Origin of the sequence: Gilliamella sp. BG1 (assembly GCF_046635625.1) — a bacterium.
In the GTDB taxonomy this organism is placed as follows: domain Bacteria; phylum Pseudomonadota; class Gammaproteobacteria; order Enterobacterales; family Orbaceae; genus Gilliamella; species Gilliamella bombi.
Map to the genome: position 1 here is coordinate 134,664 of NZ_JBIDFG010000002.1, position 15,657 is coordinate 150,320.

A 15,657-nucleotide genomic window follows, 5' to 3' on the forward strand; every position below is an offset into this window, starting at 1 on the left:
CAAACACTATATAAACTTAGATAGAGGATACAAAAATGGGACTTTTAAATGTACCAGCAGGTAAAGAATTACCAGATGATATTTACGTTGTGATTGAAATTCCAGCCAATGCAGATCCAATTAAATATGAAGTTGATAAAGACACTGGCGCTGTATTTGTTGACCGTTTTATGGCTACAGCAATGTTTTATCCATGTAACTATGGTTATATTAATCACACATTATCATTAGATGGCGATCCAGTTGATGTATTAGTCCCAACGCCATACCCATTACAACCAGGCTCAGTTATTCGTTGCCGCCCAGTTGGTGTATTAAAAATGACAGACGAAGCAGGTCAAGATGCAAAACTAGTTGCAGTACCTCACAGCAAACTATCAAAAGAATATGATCACATTAAAGATGTTGATGATTTACCTGAATTACTCAAATCACAAATCAAACACTTTTTTGAACAATACAAAGCATTAGAGAAAGGTAAATGGGTGAAAGTTGACGGATGGGATAACGCAGATGCCGCCCGTAAAGAAATTATTGAGTCATTTGAACGAGCAAAAAACAAATAAAGTTCAATAAAAAATATTTTTATCAAGGCCATAAATATTATTTTATGGCTTTTTTATTTTTCATAATTTTTAGTGACTTTAAAAATCAATTAAAATTTCAACGTCCAAAATTTGACTTTTATCAATTAAAAAATAATTTCCTGAAAATTCAATAAAACTTTTTTTTTTATAAAAAAAAATTATTATTCACATCTTGCTTTTGATTATAATTTATGCGGTAATATCACTGGGTAAACAACAAAGTACAAAATAGTGAATAACAATGAACCACAATAATGTATTTTTAAGCACATTATCTTGGCTTTTAGTTACATTATTAACACGATGTTAAAACCCATACGGCCGTAATGGCTAATTATTAATTATTGTTAGGATGTCTAGTAAATGAATAAAAAAACAGGCCAAGTAAAATGGTTTAATGAAAGTAAAGGTTTTGGTTTTATTACCCCTGCGGATGGAAGTAAAGATGTATTTGTTCACTTTTCAGCTATTTCAGGTGATGGTTTTAAAACATTAGCTGAAGGACAACAAGTTGAATTTGCTATCCAAGATAGCCCTCGTGGACCTGCAGCTGCTGAAGTCGTTGTAATCTAATTGAAACTTTAGAATTTCATATTAGAAAAACGCTCACTCACAAAGTGAGCGTTTTTTTGTCTCTAAAAAAACTAAAAATCTCTCTAAAATGAGAGCATAAAAAAAGCGACCCTAAGGTCGCCTTATAAACAAAGTTAAATATCAATTATTTTTTAGAAATAACTGCGATTAAATCTAATACTTTGTTTGAATAACCTACTTCATTGTCATACCAAGAAACAAGTTTAACAAAGTTATCACTTAATTGGATACCAGCTTTAGCATCAAATACTGAAGTACAAACTTCACCTAAGAAATCAGTAGAAACAACATCATCTTCGGTATAGCCAAGAACGCCTTTCATTGGGCCTTCAGCAGCGGCTTTGATTGCTTTACAGATATCTTCATATTTAGCTGGTTTTTCTAAACGAGCAGTTAAGTCAACAACAGAAACGTCTGGAGTAGGAACTCGGAAAGCCATACCAGTTAATTTACCGTTTAATTCAGGGATAACTTTACCAACCGCCTTAGCAGCACCAGTTGATGAAGGGATGATGTTTTGAGCTGCACCACGACCACCACGCCAATCTTTATGAGATGGACCATCTACAGTTTTTTGAGTTGCAGTTGTTGCATGAACAGTTGTCATTAATGCTTCAACAATACCAAAGTTATCGTTGATAACTTTAGCTAAAGGCGCTAAACAGTTAGTTGTACAAGAAGCATTAGAAACGATATCTTGACCAGCATAATCTTTATCATTAACACCGATAACAAACATTGGAGTGCTGTCTTTAGAAGGGCCAGTTAAAACAACTTTCTTAGCACCAGCTTGGATGTGTTTACGAGCAGTTTCATCAGTTAAGAATAAACCAGTTGCTTCAGCGACAACATCAACACCAACTTCATTCCATTTTAAGTTTGCAGGATCACGTTCAGCAGTAACACGAATTGCTTTACCATTAACGACTAATTTACCATCTTTAACTTCAACTGTACCGTCAAAACGACCATGTGTTGAATCATATTTAAGCATATAAGCCATATACTCAACATCTAATAAATCGTTGATAGCAACGATTTCAATGTCTGAACGTTTTTGAGCAGCACGGAAAACAATACGGCCAATACGGCCAAAGCCATTAATACCTACTTTGATTGTCATAACAATTACCTTCTTTTTAGTGTTTTTAATGTTAAAAATCTTTCCTGTAAACTATCAAATTTTAAAGATTTATTCAAGAAGATTCCTAATAATTAAACACGAATTGATTAAATAGATTAAACTGAATGTAATTTATATTAATTATTATAAATAAAATCATGATATTGTAAAAAATAACCTGACGTAGTAAGCCGTACTATAATCAAAAACCGTCCCAAAACTAAATAACAAACCAATAACTTAGTTTTCAGTTTTCGATATATTCTAACGTCGTGAAAAGACAGGCATATTAATTTTACAATATGTAGGATTTTCACCTTAAAACATTTCAGACAGAAATCTGATTTTATTGGAATTTTTTCAAATAAACGTATTTACTATCTAATAGTAAATACGCAAACTAGGGGGCTTTACCTTACATGGAAACTTTTTTAATGCTTGTTCCTTATTAGCACCATAAACTTAACCACATTCCAAAGATTAAAAGCTAAGGAGTAACGCAAAGACCCCGCGGGCTATTACTCGATTGGTTGAAGTACACATCACCAACATCTGAGTCCACATCAAACTGAGTATTTCCAGCCGTGTCGCTTGTCCAGTATTGGTAGTCATAGACGAAACCTGCTCCAGCATAAAGGTACGTACCGCCCCACTCAGTGAAAAATCCTGCTCCTATTCGACGCTGATAATGATTACCACTTGATGATGGCGTAGCGCCGACAGAGCCTTTACACCAATCACCTTCCCATGTACCCAAACAGATTGCGTTCGTTAGATCCTTTACTTGCGGCACTCGATAGCCTAAATATCTACACCACGCTTCTGTATTAGAATAGTTATCTTGTTTATCTTTACGGTTCACGAACCACTTCTGTAATACAAATCCATATTTTACCAGCTCATTACCAGTACTAATATCTCTACCCACTAACTCAAAAATCTGCGGTAACCTTGGCACAGCAATTCGATTAGGATAATGATTATTTATTTGAGCGCTTGCCTCAGGACCTTTTAGCGTAACGCGCGCTATAATTTCTCCTCCAGATGTAAGCCAATCATCTTCAGCCCATATCCATGTCACTGTGGCTGTTATTCCCCCATGTGTAACTGGCTCCCATACCAATTGGCGTGCATCAATTTCCTCTATAACTAAATCAAAATATAATCCATCAGCGCCTGTAGTCGGAAAATTAAGGCCGTATGATGCAGGATTGGTTGATTGAACTAAAAAGCCCTCATCAGGATTCCATATATCAGCTGGACCTGCGAAGTTGACTCCACTAATATCCACACCATTTTTACCAAATAGCAGATTCGGCCTTGCATAATTGATAACTACCGATTGTGGTAGCATTATTGCATCACTACGATGATTATTTACACGACCACTTTTACTAGTTAATGCCTGTAAACTCCATGAAGATGACAGTAATAACACCCCCAACACCAATAGGCTTTTTGGAAACAATTTCGATAATACGTTGAGAGATAATTTGGAAGATATAAATAAGTTTCGTGTAAAAATTCGTCGAATAAGATTATTTAATAAATTTAAGACATAGGTTTGCCAGTGTCTGGTGTCTAAAATGATAATGCATTATGGTTTACCTGTCAAGTAATGATTTGTTTTATTTAGATTTTTTACAATTATTTGCTTATTTAATAAGCTTGCTTTCCTATAGCGATAAAAGTATAACCATTTAAGATATAGTTGGCTAGTTTTTTAGCGGATTTTTTGTAAAGAAATGTAAAGATAAAACAATTCGACTTTATAGATAGGTTAATTTTATAATTAAAATATGCTGTTAGCTTTATAGCTTTTGAGTTTTGTCGAAATAACTGATATTGGTGATAACGTTTAATTTAAGAATTTTGAGCGTAACATCTTACAACTCACATGAGATACAAAATATGAACTACGGTACCCAACGCTCTCGCTCTTAACCATCGGTATGATTTACTCGAATCATTATGATATTCGCCTTTTTTAAGCCTATTTGCTTTGCTCAGAAGTGCCAAATTGTTCCTGATAAATTGGCATCCCTAACAAAGCACAAACTCGCCAAGCAGTCCAATTTTTCGTGCTGCCTCACTCTGTTAGCAAAGCACTACAACACAGTTAAAAGATAGGTGGATTGACCTTGCCGTGTTGTGTGTTTTCTCTAAAATAGCTCAGGTAGACCATTGATTTTATTGAAGTTTTTTATTTCACTTAATTTAAGTAATTATTAGCTAATTTCTGTTTTTATTACAATGTTTTTGCTGTGTTTTTTGTGCCTTGCACATGCTAATAATTAAAGCGAATTAATTAGTTAGTTCGTTATTTTTTGAAAAGTGTTACAGGTCAGTTTTGAAGTGATTTTTACTTTTTTTGCTACTAAAAGTAAAAATGATTTTCTTTTTTATTTTTTGGCGTACAATCAAAATCACCCATAAATATAGGTAACGTTATGTTATATAATAACAAATATATACATCATGAACTTCATCACCATGAGTGTTGTCATGGCAATTGTTTAAATATGGCACATAATCATGTTCATTTATCTCACGATATAACTTGTCATCAAGAATCAACACATAGCTGTGGGGGCGATACTCATACTACGTCTAAAAATGAGTTTGACGATCCCCCTGATGATCCCAACAGGCTAAACGAGCAAATTAAATTAACTTGGAAAATAAAAGGCATGGATTGTGCGCACTGTGCTCAACAAATTGAAAATAGCCTAAAAGCGTTACCCAATATTAACCAAATTAAGATTGTTTTTTCTACCGAAAAGTTGGTGGTATTTGTTCCCCAACATAATGAAAAAACCATTAAATTAATAGAAAATAAAGTTATCGAGCTAGGCTATAAACCTATTTTTGAATCATCTCCAGAACATTCTCATCATCATGATCATTCCCACAGTTTTGATAAAAAAGAACTAATTCCTTTAGTGGTATTAGGCACTTTAATTGTGATGAGTTATATCCTTTTGTTATGGAATCAAACCGTTGGCGAATATGCCTTTATAATGACAGCAATTGTTGGGTTAATACCTATTTTGAAAGAAGCGGTAGTTTTAACGCGTAGTGGTACACCATTTGCAATTGAGTCGTTAATGAGTGTGTCAGCTATTGGAGCTTTGTTTATTGGTGCCTCCGAAGAAGCAACCATGGTCTTATTTTTATTTATGATAGGCGAAATGCTAGAAAGTATTGCTACAAGTAAAGCTAAAAAAGGTATTTCGTCGCTCGCTGAGCTGATGCCCCAAGAAACAGTGATAATCATTAATGGGGAGCGAAAAACGGTTGCCAGTCATAGCTTAAAACCCAATGATATTATTGAAATTTCGTCTGGTGGTCGTTTGCCTGCTGATGTGATTTTGATAAGTGAGCAAGCCAATATTGATGAAAGTGCACTAACTGGTGAGTCGATCCCTGTTAATTATCTTTCTGGCGATAAGATTTTGGCTGGTTCACTCGTGGTTGATAATACAATCCAATTAAAAGTGGTATCAGAAGTTGGGCAAAATGCGGTAGATCGTATTTTACAGTTGATTGAAGATGCCGAGGAGCGTAAAGCACCTATTGAACGATTTATTGATAAATTTAGTCGTTATTATACGCCAGCAATTGCTTTATTTGCTCTGTTAGTGATTATTGCGCCACCTTTGTTGTTCAATGCTGATTGGTATACTTGGTTTTATCGAGGTTTAACTCTATTGTTAATTGGTTGCCCTTGTGCATTGGTTATTTCAACGCCTGCGGTAATAACGTCGGCCTTGTCTAATGCGGCAAAACAAGGCGTGCTAATTAAAGGCGGTGCGGCGCTAGAGCATATTGGTTCAGTTAAAGTGGTTGCATTTGATAAGACTGGTACGTTAACCGAAGGTAAACCGCAAGTCACCGATGTGATTAGTCAAGATATTTCAAAAGAGCAATTATTGACATTAGTTGCCGCTATTGAAAGCGGTTCGCATCACCCCATTGCTAAGGCTATTGTTGATTATGCATTGCAGAATCAATTAAATATTAATGAGGCCGATAATCGTAAAGCGATTGCGGGGGTTGGCGTTCAAGGCGAGGTAGATAATCAGACTTTTTATATTGTGTCACCAAGTAAGGTTGTGACAGTTTCATCACCATTGAAAGATGAACATACCAAAATTATTGAGGAGCTTGAAAACGCTGGTAAAACTGTAGTAGTTGCAGTAACAAGTCAACAATTGATGGGCATTATTGCATTGCAAGATGTGTTGCGGGCTGATGCAATTACTACAATGAATGAGCTTAATAAGCTTGGCGTTAAGACTTTGATGCTGACAGGCGATAATGCGCGAGCGGCCAAAGCCATTGCCTCGCAATTAGGTATGGATTACCGTGCGGAGTTGTTACCTGCCGATAAATTAGCAGAAATTGAAAAGATGCGTATCTCAACGACGATTGCTATGGTGGGCGATGGAATTAACGATTCTCCAGCCATGAAAGCGGCAACCGTAAGTATTGCTATGGGTAGTGGTACTGATGTTGCGCTAGAAGCCGCTGATGCCGCATTAACTAAAAATAGCTTGTTAAGTTTACCTAAGCTAATTGGTTTAACTCGTTTTGCCTCTCGTAATATTAAACAAAATGTTACAATTGCGTTGGGAATTAAGTTAGTATTTTTAATTACCAGCTTATTTGGCTTTACTGGACTGTGGCTGGCTGTGCTAGCTGATTCAGGTACGACTGCGATTGTGACAGCTAATGCGCTTCGAGTTTTGAAATTTAAGAATAAAAGTTAAAATTGGTTTAATTAACCTATTTCACTTGTAGCAAGTGGAATAGGTTCTTTAAATGATTGTTAGGTTATTATTCATCACTTCTTAATGAGATTTCGCCACCAATATGAGCTTCAATTTTACCATTTTGTTCTAACAATAAGGCTCCTTGGTCATTTATACCTTTTGCTATTCCTCGAATAATGTTATCGCCAATTAATAGTTTTACAGGACGGTTAACAAAGTTATCTAGTCTATTCCAATCATCAATAAATGGCACTAAACCATGTTTTTCAAATTCTATTAATTGACTTTTTAAAGTTTTGGCAACCTGCGCAACTAATAAATTACGATCAACATTGCCTAAATTAGCCCATTTTTGGTTAACTATGTTGGTATCCGGGTTTGTCATGGTTAAATTGACGCCAACACCAATCACAACATGAGCACAGTCGCCAGTTTTACCTGCAAGCTCAACTAAAATACCAGCTAGTTTTTGATCGTTAAGATATAGATCGTTTGGCCATTTAACTTTGATGTCTTGACCAGATAATGCACGTAAGGTGTCAGCAATAACAATACCAACAACTAAACTCAATCCCATTGCCGCCGCTACGCCTTGTTCTAGTCGCCAATACATTGAAAAGTATAGATTAGTGCCAAAAGGTGAAAACCATTTTCGCCCTCGCCTTCCCCGTGCTTTGGATTGAAATTCGGCCACACAGCAATCGCCCGATGTTAGTTGTTCAATTCGATCCAGTAGATATTGGTTAGTTGAATCAATAATAGGTAATATTTCACATCGACTATTCGATTGATAATGCTGGTTAATTTTGGTTTTATTAAGCAAATTAAGAGGCGCTGCCAAGCAATAGCCTTTACCCTGTATTGAGGTTAGCTCAATCCCCCACTCACGCAGTTGTTTGATGTATTTATTAATGCCTGCACGGGTTATGCCAAAAATTGTTGCCAATTCTTCCCCTGAATGGAATTGACCATCGGCTAGTATTTCAATTAATTTAAGCGGATTTTTGTAGCTGCGCATCCGTTCCTCTTTTTTGGGCTAATAATATAATAAAGTATAACGAAATTATAGCAAAACTAACAAATAAATAGGTGTTACTTGTTTTATCCATAATAAATGCTATCACAGCAGGAGCAACTAAACTCCCTAATGTATTGGTTAATAGCATTGCTTGATTCATCGCCACAATATCTTGCTTTCTAACACACGAGCAAGCCCAAGCCATGGATATGGGATAAATGGTGTAAATAGTGGCGCCTAATAAAATAATCGCCAACGCATTAAACCAATTGAATATCAGCATAATACATGCAATTAACATTAGTAACGATTCAATTAATAATATAAGTTGCCGTCCAAATTTGTCTGCACACCAGTTAGCAGGCATTTGTGCAATCACTCCTGATAAAATCAGTAAAATCATCCAATTAGCTACCTGAATATCACTATATCCTAAATGTGAGTAATAGGCTGGTAAAAGTGAATATAACGATCCAATTAACATACCTGCAATAACACAACCAGTTAACCCAAGTCGAGAGGGTTTATTTAATATCATTGGCATGATGTTAAAGCTGCTTTTTTTCCTTTTTGGTAATTTATAATGGGTCAGCAAAATAAATAAAATTGCTAATCCCATCAGTAACATAATAACTAATCCAAAATATAATATGTTTTGCGGAAAATACTGCAACAAAGCTTGCCCTAAAACCGTACCTAGGTAATAAGTGGTTAAATAAACTGCCAGCATTTTTCCTCGCGTACGTACAGGGCCAGTGAGTAATATACAACTTTCTATAACCACCCAAGTGACCGCACAAGCAATGCCTATAAAAAATCGCCACATTATCCAGCTATAAAAATTCATTGAAAAACTTAATCCAATGGTTGCAATGGCAAAAATAATGCAACTATAGGTGTATGTGTGCCGAGCATTGAATTTATTAATAAACCAATTGGCGAAAATGGTACCTAGCAAGTTACCAGTAAAATAACTTGATCCGACAAGACCAATTTGCCCAAGCGAAAACTCATTACGCACTAACCACAATGGTACCTGTGTGTTTAATGCTGACAACGAGATTGTTACAAAGAGCAAACTCGTTAATAAAATAGGGAATGAATACGAATGTTTCATAATGTTATCGCGTATAATTATGGGTTAAAATTTGCGGGCAATTATAATTTGGTGCTAATTATAAATAATTGTCTGCATCAATTTCGCCCGAGTTGCCGATAAATCGGATTTCGGGTGATAAATTCACCGAGAATTTTTGTAATACACATTTTTTTATATGTCGAGCTAATTCAACCACATCTTGTGCTGTTGCTTGGTCTTTATTAACTAAAACCAATGCTTGTTGTTGATGCACAGCCGCTCCGCCTATTTGGTAGCTTTTAAGACCACACTGATCAATAAGCCAACCTGCGGCTAATTTTGTTTGATGATTAGCTTGTGGATATATTGGCATGTTTGGATAAATTTCAAGTAGCTTGTCCGCCACAATTTTATCGATCACAGGGTTTTTAAAAAAACTTCCACCATTGCCTAAAACCTTTGGATCTGGCAATTTACTACAACGAATTTCGCACACTTTATCAAATATCATTTTTGCAGTAACAATTTTGGGATCAAAGTTTCGCAATTCCCCATAAGTTAAAACTGGCTGCCACTGTTTTGGTAATTTTATACCAACATTGATAACAGCATAACCTTGCAAATACTCTTTTTTGAAGATACTTTCACGATATCCATATTGGCCATCAGTTACAGTGATGATTTTGCCTGTAGCTAGTTCAAGTAGCTCCACATAATCAGCAACTTTTTGAAACTCAACACCATAAGCACCAATGTTTTGAATCGGTGCCGAACCTACACATCCAGGAATTAATGCTAGATTTTCAAGTCCTGGTATGTTCTGCTTGATTGTTGTTGATACTAGATCATGCCAAGTTTCACCAGCACCAACTTTTAAATGCCATGCTTGTTCTGTTTCGCTAATGGTAATACCTTTGATACGATTAACAATAATAATACCATCAAAATCACAGGTAAAAAGAGTGTTACTACCTTCGCCAATAATCATAATTGGTAAATTTTGGTAGTTATCTTGCCAAACTTGTTGTAATTGTTCGGGACTGGTTACAGTAACAACGTTTTGCGCAAAAACAGTTAAACCAAATGTATTAGGAATTTTTTGTTTCATTGATAACTACCTTTAATTTTTGGTGAAAATAGATGCCCGAAAATCAATCAATTTCTTAGGTTATTTTTATAGTTTGGGATCTATCGTATTTAATGTTTATATTACCACATTGGTTAGGAGCTGTTGATCTTTTGTATTAATCATAAGCATCCTTTACATTCTTAGTCACATCATGCAATGTACTAATGCAATCATACTGATATAATTTCTTGCCAACTTATTGTAACGTGTTACTACATTCAATAATGTTTCATTTTTCAGTGATTATCTGTTAACAACCTCCAGAGCATAACAAATTGTTATTATTAGCATTTTGACAAAATTATATTATAACACCATCTTTAATAGCGTCTTTCTATTTCCTTTTATTGAAAGAGCAACTGCTTTTAGCTGTATTTGATATTTTAATTAATTGTTAGGCGTGACGAAGTGCTTAAAATGCAAGTGTTCAGTATACCTAATATGTAGAAAGATGCCTTATCCGTTTTTAAATGTTTGCTGAATCGGTGACAATTATTTTTTCTTGATGATATAGGAGCCATATCGGATATTTGTGATACAAGGTTAGTGCTTTTTTATGTATATTCATTATAGTAGCTTCTCTAACAACTGTGAACAACACGATTCCTACATATAAGTAAAAATTAAATCATTCCTAATAAAGAATAATTTACAGAACATAAAAACTTATCGGTATATTAGTAATGAATTTTAAGTAAATGTTTGCTAAAATATAGCGATTTTTTAATTATTATCTGGAGAATTTTATGGCAGGTCATAGTAAATGGGCCAATACGAAACACCGTAAAGCTGCACAAGATGCAAAACGGGGTAAAATCTTTACCAAAATTATTCGTGAATTAGTAACTGCGGCAAAATTAGGTGGTGGCGATCCAGCGTCAAACCCTCGATTACGAGCTGCAATGGATAAAGCGTTATCTAATAATATGACCCGTGATACCATGAACCGAGCTGTTGCGCGGGGTGTTGGTGGGGAAGATGATAGCAACATGGAAACGATCATCTATGAAGGTTATGGTCCTGCTGGCACAGCTGTAATGGTTGAATGCCTGAGTGATAATCGTAATCGAACTGTGTCCGAAGTACGCCATGCATTTACTAAAACAGGTGGTAACTTAGGTACTGATGGTTCAGTTTCATATTTGTTCACTAAAAAAGGCGTTATTTCATACCCAACTGGTACTGATGAAGACCAAGTTATGGATGCAGCGCTTGAAGCAGGGGCAGACGACGTTGTGACTTATGATGACGGCGCAATTGATGTATTTACTACACCAGAATCATTTGGTGAAGTAAAAGATGCGCTTGATGCTGCTGGGCTAGTTGCCGAAGCCGCTGAAGTATCAATGATTCCAGCAACAAAAGTCGATCTTGATATTGAATCTGCACCAAAATTATTACGTTTAATTGATATGCTTGAAGATTGTGATGATGTTCAAGAAGTTTATCATAATGGTGAAGTTTCTGACGAGGTTGCTGCAACACTCTAATGGCCATTATTCTTGGCATCGATCCTGGATCTCGTTTGACGGGTTACGGTGTAATCCATCAAACGGGACGACAACTTACCTACCTTGGTAGCGGATGTATTCGTACTGCTGTTGATGATTTACCTACTCGTCTAAAACGAGTATACGCCGGTGTTAGTGAAATTATTTTACAATTCCAACCTGATATGTTTGCTATTGAACAAGTTTTTATGGCTCATAATGCCGATTCCGCATTAAAGTTAGGTCAAGCAAGGGGAGCTGCAATTGTTGCTGCTGTAAATAATAATTTACCTGTTTTTGAATACGCAGCTCGTTTAGTTAAGCAGAGTGTAGTAGGAACAGGCGCAGCCGATAAAAAGCAAGTGCAACATATGGTCAAATTATTATTAAAGTTACCAGCTAGCCCTCAAGCTGATGCCGCTGATGCCTTAGCTATAGCAATCACCCACGCCCATACCAGTCAGCAGTTACTAAAGCATCGCAAGTAAATATAACAAAATTCAATTTACGTATACGCAACTATATAAATAAAAAATGCGCCAAAAAACGGCGCATTTCGTTATTTTAATAGCTCGCTTAAGTTATATATGACCTATAGAACTATACATCAAAGCCATATATGTACCAAAACTAGCTATTTAGTTATTGCTTTTAAGAACGGTTAACAGGTAACACTGCTTTATTTTTATGTTTTGTAAATAGTTTTGTTACAAATAAAAAGAACAAGGGAACATAAAATATTGCTAAAAATGTTGCTGTCAACATACCACCAATTACACCAGTACCTACCGCATTTTGGCTAGCGGAACCAGCACCACTATTTAATGCTAGTGGTAATACCCCTAAAATAAAGGCAAACGAAGTCATTAAAATCGGGCGTAGGCGCAGACGACAAGCTTCAAGTGTAGCATCAATCAATGATTTACCCTCTTTTTCCAAGGCATCTTTGGCAAATTCTACAATCAATATAGCATTTTTAGCAGATAACCCCATTGTCGTTAATAGTCCTACAATAAAGTAAATATCGTTATCAAGCCCTCTAAACATAGTTGCAAATACTGTACCTAAAATTCCAAGAGGAATAACGAATAAAATCGAAATCGGTACCGTCCAACTTTCATACAATGCAGCTAATGATAAAAATACAACAATAATCGAAATAATGTAAAGAGTTGTTGTTTGTGAACCTGTTTGACGTTCTTGATAAGAAATATCAGTCCAGTCAAAAGTAAATCCTTTAGGCAAATTTTTCGATAATTCTTCCATTACAGCCATTGCTTGCCCAGAACTCAGGCCTGGAGCAGCTGAACCACTTATCTCCATTGCTGCCACACCATCATAACGAACTAGTGAAGGAGATCCATAAGTTTTTGTCGTAGTAGCAAACGCATCATATGGAACCATTTCACCATTTTTATTTTTAACATGCCAGTAACTAAAATCATCTGGCAACATGCGATATGGTGCATCTGATTGTAGGTATACTTTTTTAACTCGGTTATTATAAACAAAATCGTCAATATAAGCAGAACCTAAAGCTGTGGACAATACAGTATTTACTGAATTTACCGAAACGCCTAATGCTTGTGCTGCTTCAAAATCAACATTAATTTTGTACTGCGGAACATCTAGCATACTTCCCGGTCTAACTTGTTGCAGTTTAGGATGATGAGAAGCTTGACCCAACATTTGGAAAAATGCACCTACCAAAGCATCATGCCCATAACTAGCCGTATCTTTCAGTACATAAGAAAAACCATTAGCCATACCTAATGCTGGAACAGCTGGTAAGTTGGTAACAATTACCCTTCCTTCGGTTATAGTAGAAGCAAATCCCCAACCGCTAGCGACTAAAGCATTAACTTTTTGATCTGCGCGTTTACGTTGTTCCCAATTTTTTAATCGAACAAAGCCTAACCCCATATTTTGCCCACGACCAACCATACTAAATCCAGCTACAGTAAATATTTCCTCAACTGAATCAGCTTTTTGCTCAGTATAAAATTTTGCCGTTTTATTTAAAACTGACATAGTTTGCTCTAAAGTTGATCCTGGCGGTAGCTCAACCATAACTAAAAGCACACCCTGATCTTCATTAGGTAAAAAACCAGTAGGTAACCGATTAAAGCCAAAGATTAATCCAACTAGAATTAAAGCATAACAAACAAAAGCTATTAATGGATAACGAACAACTTTTATTACACCTTTTTCATAATGGCGTAAACTTTTTTCATAGAACTCGTTAAACCATTTAAAGAATTTTTTTGTGCCAACAGAACACCAACTAAATGGTGGTATAGATTCTAACTTGTCACCTAACGAGTTTCTTTTTAATTTACTTTTAGATGGTGCTTTTAAAATTTGAACACAGAGCGCTGGAGTTAATACAATTGCCATCAACACTGATAATGCCATCGCTGTTACAATGGTAATTGAAAATTGGCGGTAAATTCCACCCGCTGCACCTCCATAAAATGCCATAGGAACGAATACTGCAGATAACACAACTGCAATACCAACCAACGCTGAAGTAATTTGTTCCATCGATTTAACGGTTGCATCATAAGGCGATAAACCTTCATCATGCATAATACGTTCAACGTTCTCAATAACAACTATTGCATCATCTACCAACAAGCCTATGGCAAGCACCATTGCAAACATAGATAATGTATTAATCGTAAACCCACAGATATACAAAACAGCAAAAGTTCCTAGCAATACCACAGGTACGGTAATCGTCGGTATAAGTGTCGAACGGAGATTTTGTAAAAAGACATACATTACAATAACAACTAAAATAATAGCTTCAATCAATGTATGTACTACGTTATTAATTGATAATTTTACAAATGGTGTTGTGTCATACGGATAAGCATAGTGAATATCTTCAGGAAAGATTTTTGATAATTCGGCTAATTTTTTATCTACCTGATCAGAAGTTTCTAATTGGTTAGCTCCTGTTGCCAAATAAATACCAAGACCTGCAGATGCTTTACCATCATAATAAGAAATAAAGTTATAATCAGACGCACCAATTTCAACCGTTGCTATATCTTTTAATAAAAGATTAGAACCATCTGTATTTACACGCACTAAAATATTTTGGAATTGTTCGGGTGTTTTTAAACGTGATTGAGCTGTAATTGTCGCATTGAGTTCTTGTCCATCTGTTGATGGTAAGGCACCTAATTGCCCTGCTGTTACTTGCGCATTTTGTGCTTGAATAGCCGCAATGATTTCTTCAATTGATAAATTAAAATAGGTCAATTTATTTGGATCAAGCCAAATACGCATTGCATATTCAGAGCCAAACAATTGAGTATCACCTACACCCTGTACACGTCTAATCTGATCTTGCACAGTTGAATAAACAAAATCAGCAATATCTGCTTGTGTTTTTTTAGGATTTGTTGAATAAAAACCCACAACCTTTAAAAAATTGGTGTTATTTTTTGCAACAGAAACACCATTTTTTTGCACACTTTCTGGTAGCCTTGATTTAATACTCTCTACTTTATTTAACACTTGTACTTGAGCAAAATCGGGATTAGTTCCAGGAGCAAAGGTTAACGTCGTTTGAACAACACCTTGTGCACTACTGGTTGATTTCATATAAATTAGATTATCCAATCCAGTTAAATTCTGTTCAATCAACTGAGTAACAGTATTTTCGATGGTCTGTGCATCGGCACCTGGGTAAACAGCACTAACAGTTACAGCAGGAGGGGCAATGTCAGGATACTGCTCAACAGCTAGTAGCTTGATACATAAAGCACCTCCTAGCATCATCATGATAGCAATTACCCATGCAAAAACAGGTCTATCAATAAAAAACTTAGCCATAATTCACCTACTCCTGT

11 protein-coding genes are annotated in these 15,657 nt (G+C 35.7%); 5 read left to right on the forward strand and 6 right to left on the reverse strand.

All coding sequences use genetic code 11. The features are described from left to right. The first annotated feature begins 35 nt into the window (after positions 1-35). Together ppa and ACGH80_RS01415 are read left to right on the forward strand one after the other, a co-directional pair. Entirely contained in the window at positions 36-566 is a 531-nt protein-coding gene (gene ppa / locus ACGH80_RS01410) for an inorganic diphosphatase (protein WP_065589290.1), read from the forward strand. A 384-nt stretch (positions 567-950) separates the two neighbouring features. Beyond that, on the forward strand, positions 951-1,160 hold the full coding sequence (locus tag ACGH80_RS01415; RefSeq protein WP_025315032.1) for a cold shock domain-containing protein: 210 nt from the start codon (positions 951-953) through the stop codon (positions 1,158-1,160). Between the two features lie 145 nt (positions 1,161-1,305). On the opposite strand, the gene gapA is transcribed toward ACGH80_RS01415, so the two are convergent. Then, entirely contained in the window at positions 1,306-2,304 is a 999-nt protein-coding gene (gene gapA, locus ACGH80_RS01420) for a glyceraldehyde-3-phosphate dehydrogenase (protein WP_034912538.1), read from the reverse strand. Positions 2,305-2,791: 487 nt separating this feature from the next. Then, a complete protein-coding gene (locus ACGH80_RS01425) occupies positions 2,792-3,742 on the reverse strand; it encodes a hypothetical protein (RefSeq protein WP_065589292.1) in 951 nt (316 codons plus the stop codon). A 1,012-nt stretch (positions 3,743-4,754) separates the two neighbouring features. Between ACGH80_RS01425 and ACGH80_RS01430 the strand changes: the two genes are divergently transcribed. Further along, entirely contained in the window at positions 4,755-7,076 is a 2,322-nt protein-coding gene (locus tag ACGH80_RS01430) for a zinc/cadmium/mercury/lead-transporting ATPase (protein ID WP_296302616.1), read from the forward strand. A 67-nt stretch (positions 7,077-7,143) separates the two neighbouring features. Here ACGH80_RS01430 and birA read toward each other — a convergent pair whose 3' ends face one another. From birA to murB, 3 genes are read right to left on the reverse strand one after another with little or no spacing between them, the layout of a single operon-like run. Continuing rightward, the gene (birA, locus tag ACGH80_RS01435) at positions 7,144-8,097 is read right to left on the reverse strand and encodes a bifunctional biotin--[acetyl-CoA-carboxylase] ligase/biotin operon repressor BirA (protein WP_411630439.1); all 954 of its coding nucleotides are present in this window, start codon (positions 8,095-8,097) and stop codon (positions 7,144-7,146) included. Beyond that, on the reverse strand, positions 8,072-9,214 hold the full coding sequence (locus tag ACGH80_RS01440) for an MFS transporter (RefSeq protein ID WP_065560337.1): 1,143 nt from the start codon (positions 9,212-9,214) through the stop codon (positions 8,072-8,074). The genes birA and ACGH80_RS01440 overlap by 26 nt, the downstream gene beginning before the upstream one ends. 58 nt (positions 9,215-9,272) lie before the next feature. Beyond that, positions 9,273-10,283, reverse strand: a complete 1,011-nt coding sequence (murB, locus tag ACGH80_RS01445) for a UDP-N-acetylmuramate dehydrogenase (protein WP_411630440.1) — start codon at positions 10,281-10,283, stop codon at positions 9,273-9,275. Between the two features lie 767 nt (positions 10,284-11,050). Here murB and ACGH80_RS01450 point away from each other — a divergent pair. Next, entirely contained in the window at positions 11,051-11,794 is a 744-nt protein-coding gene (locus ACGH80_RS01450; protein ID WP_065560314.1) for a YebC/PmpR family DNA-binding transcriptional regulator, read from the forward strand. Continuing rightward, positions 11,794-12,282: a crossover junction endodeoxyribonuclease RuvC gene (gene ruvC, locus ACGH80_RS01455; RefSeq protein ID WP_034914152.1), complete on the forward strand. Its 489-nt coding sequence runs from the start codon at positions 11,794-11,796 to the stop codon at positions 12,280-12,282. The genes ACGH80_RS01450 and ruvC overlap by 1 nt, the downstream gene beginning before the upstream one ends. Positions 12,283-12,445: 163 nt before the next feature. Here ruvC and ACGH80_RS01460 read toward each other — a convergent pair whose 3' ends face one another. Further along, a complete protein-coding gene (locus tag ACGH80_RS01460; RefSeq protein WP_174799442.1) occupies positions 12,446-15,640 on the reverse strand; it encodes an efflux RND transporter permease subunit in 3,195 nt (1,064 codons plus the stop codon). Positions 15,641-15,657 lie beyond the last annotated feature (17 nt).

Excerpts from the sequence above, each read along its gene's own strand:
- birA (WP_411630439.1), bottom strand. The coding sequence starts at position 8,097 with ATGCGCAGCTACAAAAATCCGCTTAAATTAATTGAAATACTAGCCGAT.
- ruvC (WP_034914152.1), top strand. The coding sequence starts at position 11,794 with ATGGCCATTATTCTTGGCATCGATCCTGGATCTCGTTTGACGGGTTAC.
- gapA (WP_034912538.1), bottom strand. The coding sequence starts at position 2,304 with ATGACAATCAAAGTAGGTATTAATGGCTTTGGCCGTATTGGCCGTATT.
- ppa (WP_065589290.1), top strand. The coding sequence starts at position 36 with ATGGGACTTTTAAATGTACCAGCAGGTAAAGAATTACCAGATGATATT.
- ACGH80_RS01415 (WP_025315032.1), top strand. The coding sequence starts at position 951 with ATGAATAAAAAAACAGGCCAAGTAAAATGGTTTAATGAAAGTAAAGGT.
- ACGH80_RS01430 (WP_296302616.1), top strand. The coding sequence starts at position 4,755 with ATGTTATATAATAACAAATATATACATCATGAACTTCATCACCATGAG.
- ACGH80_RS01450 (WP_065560314.1), top strand. The coding sequence starts at position 11,051 with ATGGCAGGTCATAGTAAATGGGCCAATACGAAACACCGTAAAGCTGCA.
- ACGH80_RS01460 (WP_174799442.1), bottom strand. The coding sequence starts at position 15,640 with ATGGCTAAGTTTTTTATTGATAGACCTGTTTTTGCATGGGTAATTGCT.
- ACGH80_RS01440 (WP_065560337.1), bottom strand. The coding sequence starts at position 9,214 with ATGAAACATTCGTATTCATTCCCTATTTTATTAACGAGTTTGCTCTTT.
- murB (WP_411630440.1), bottom strand. The coding sequence starts at position 10,283 with ATGAAACAAAAAATTCCTAATACATTTGGTTTAACTGTTTTTGCGCAA.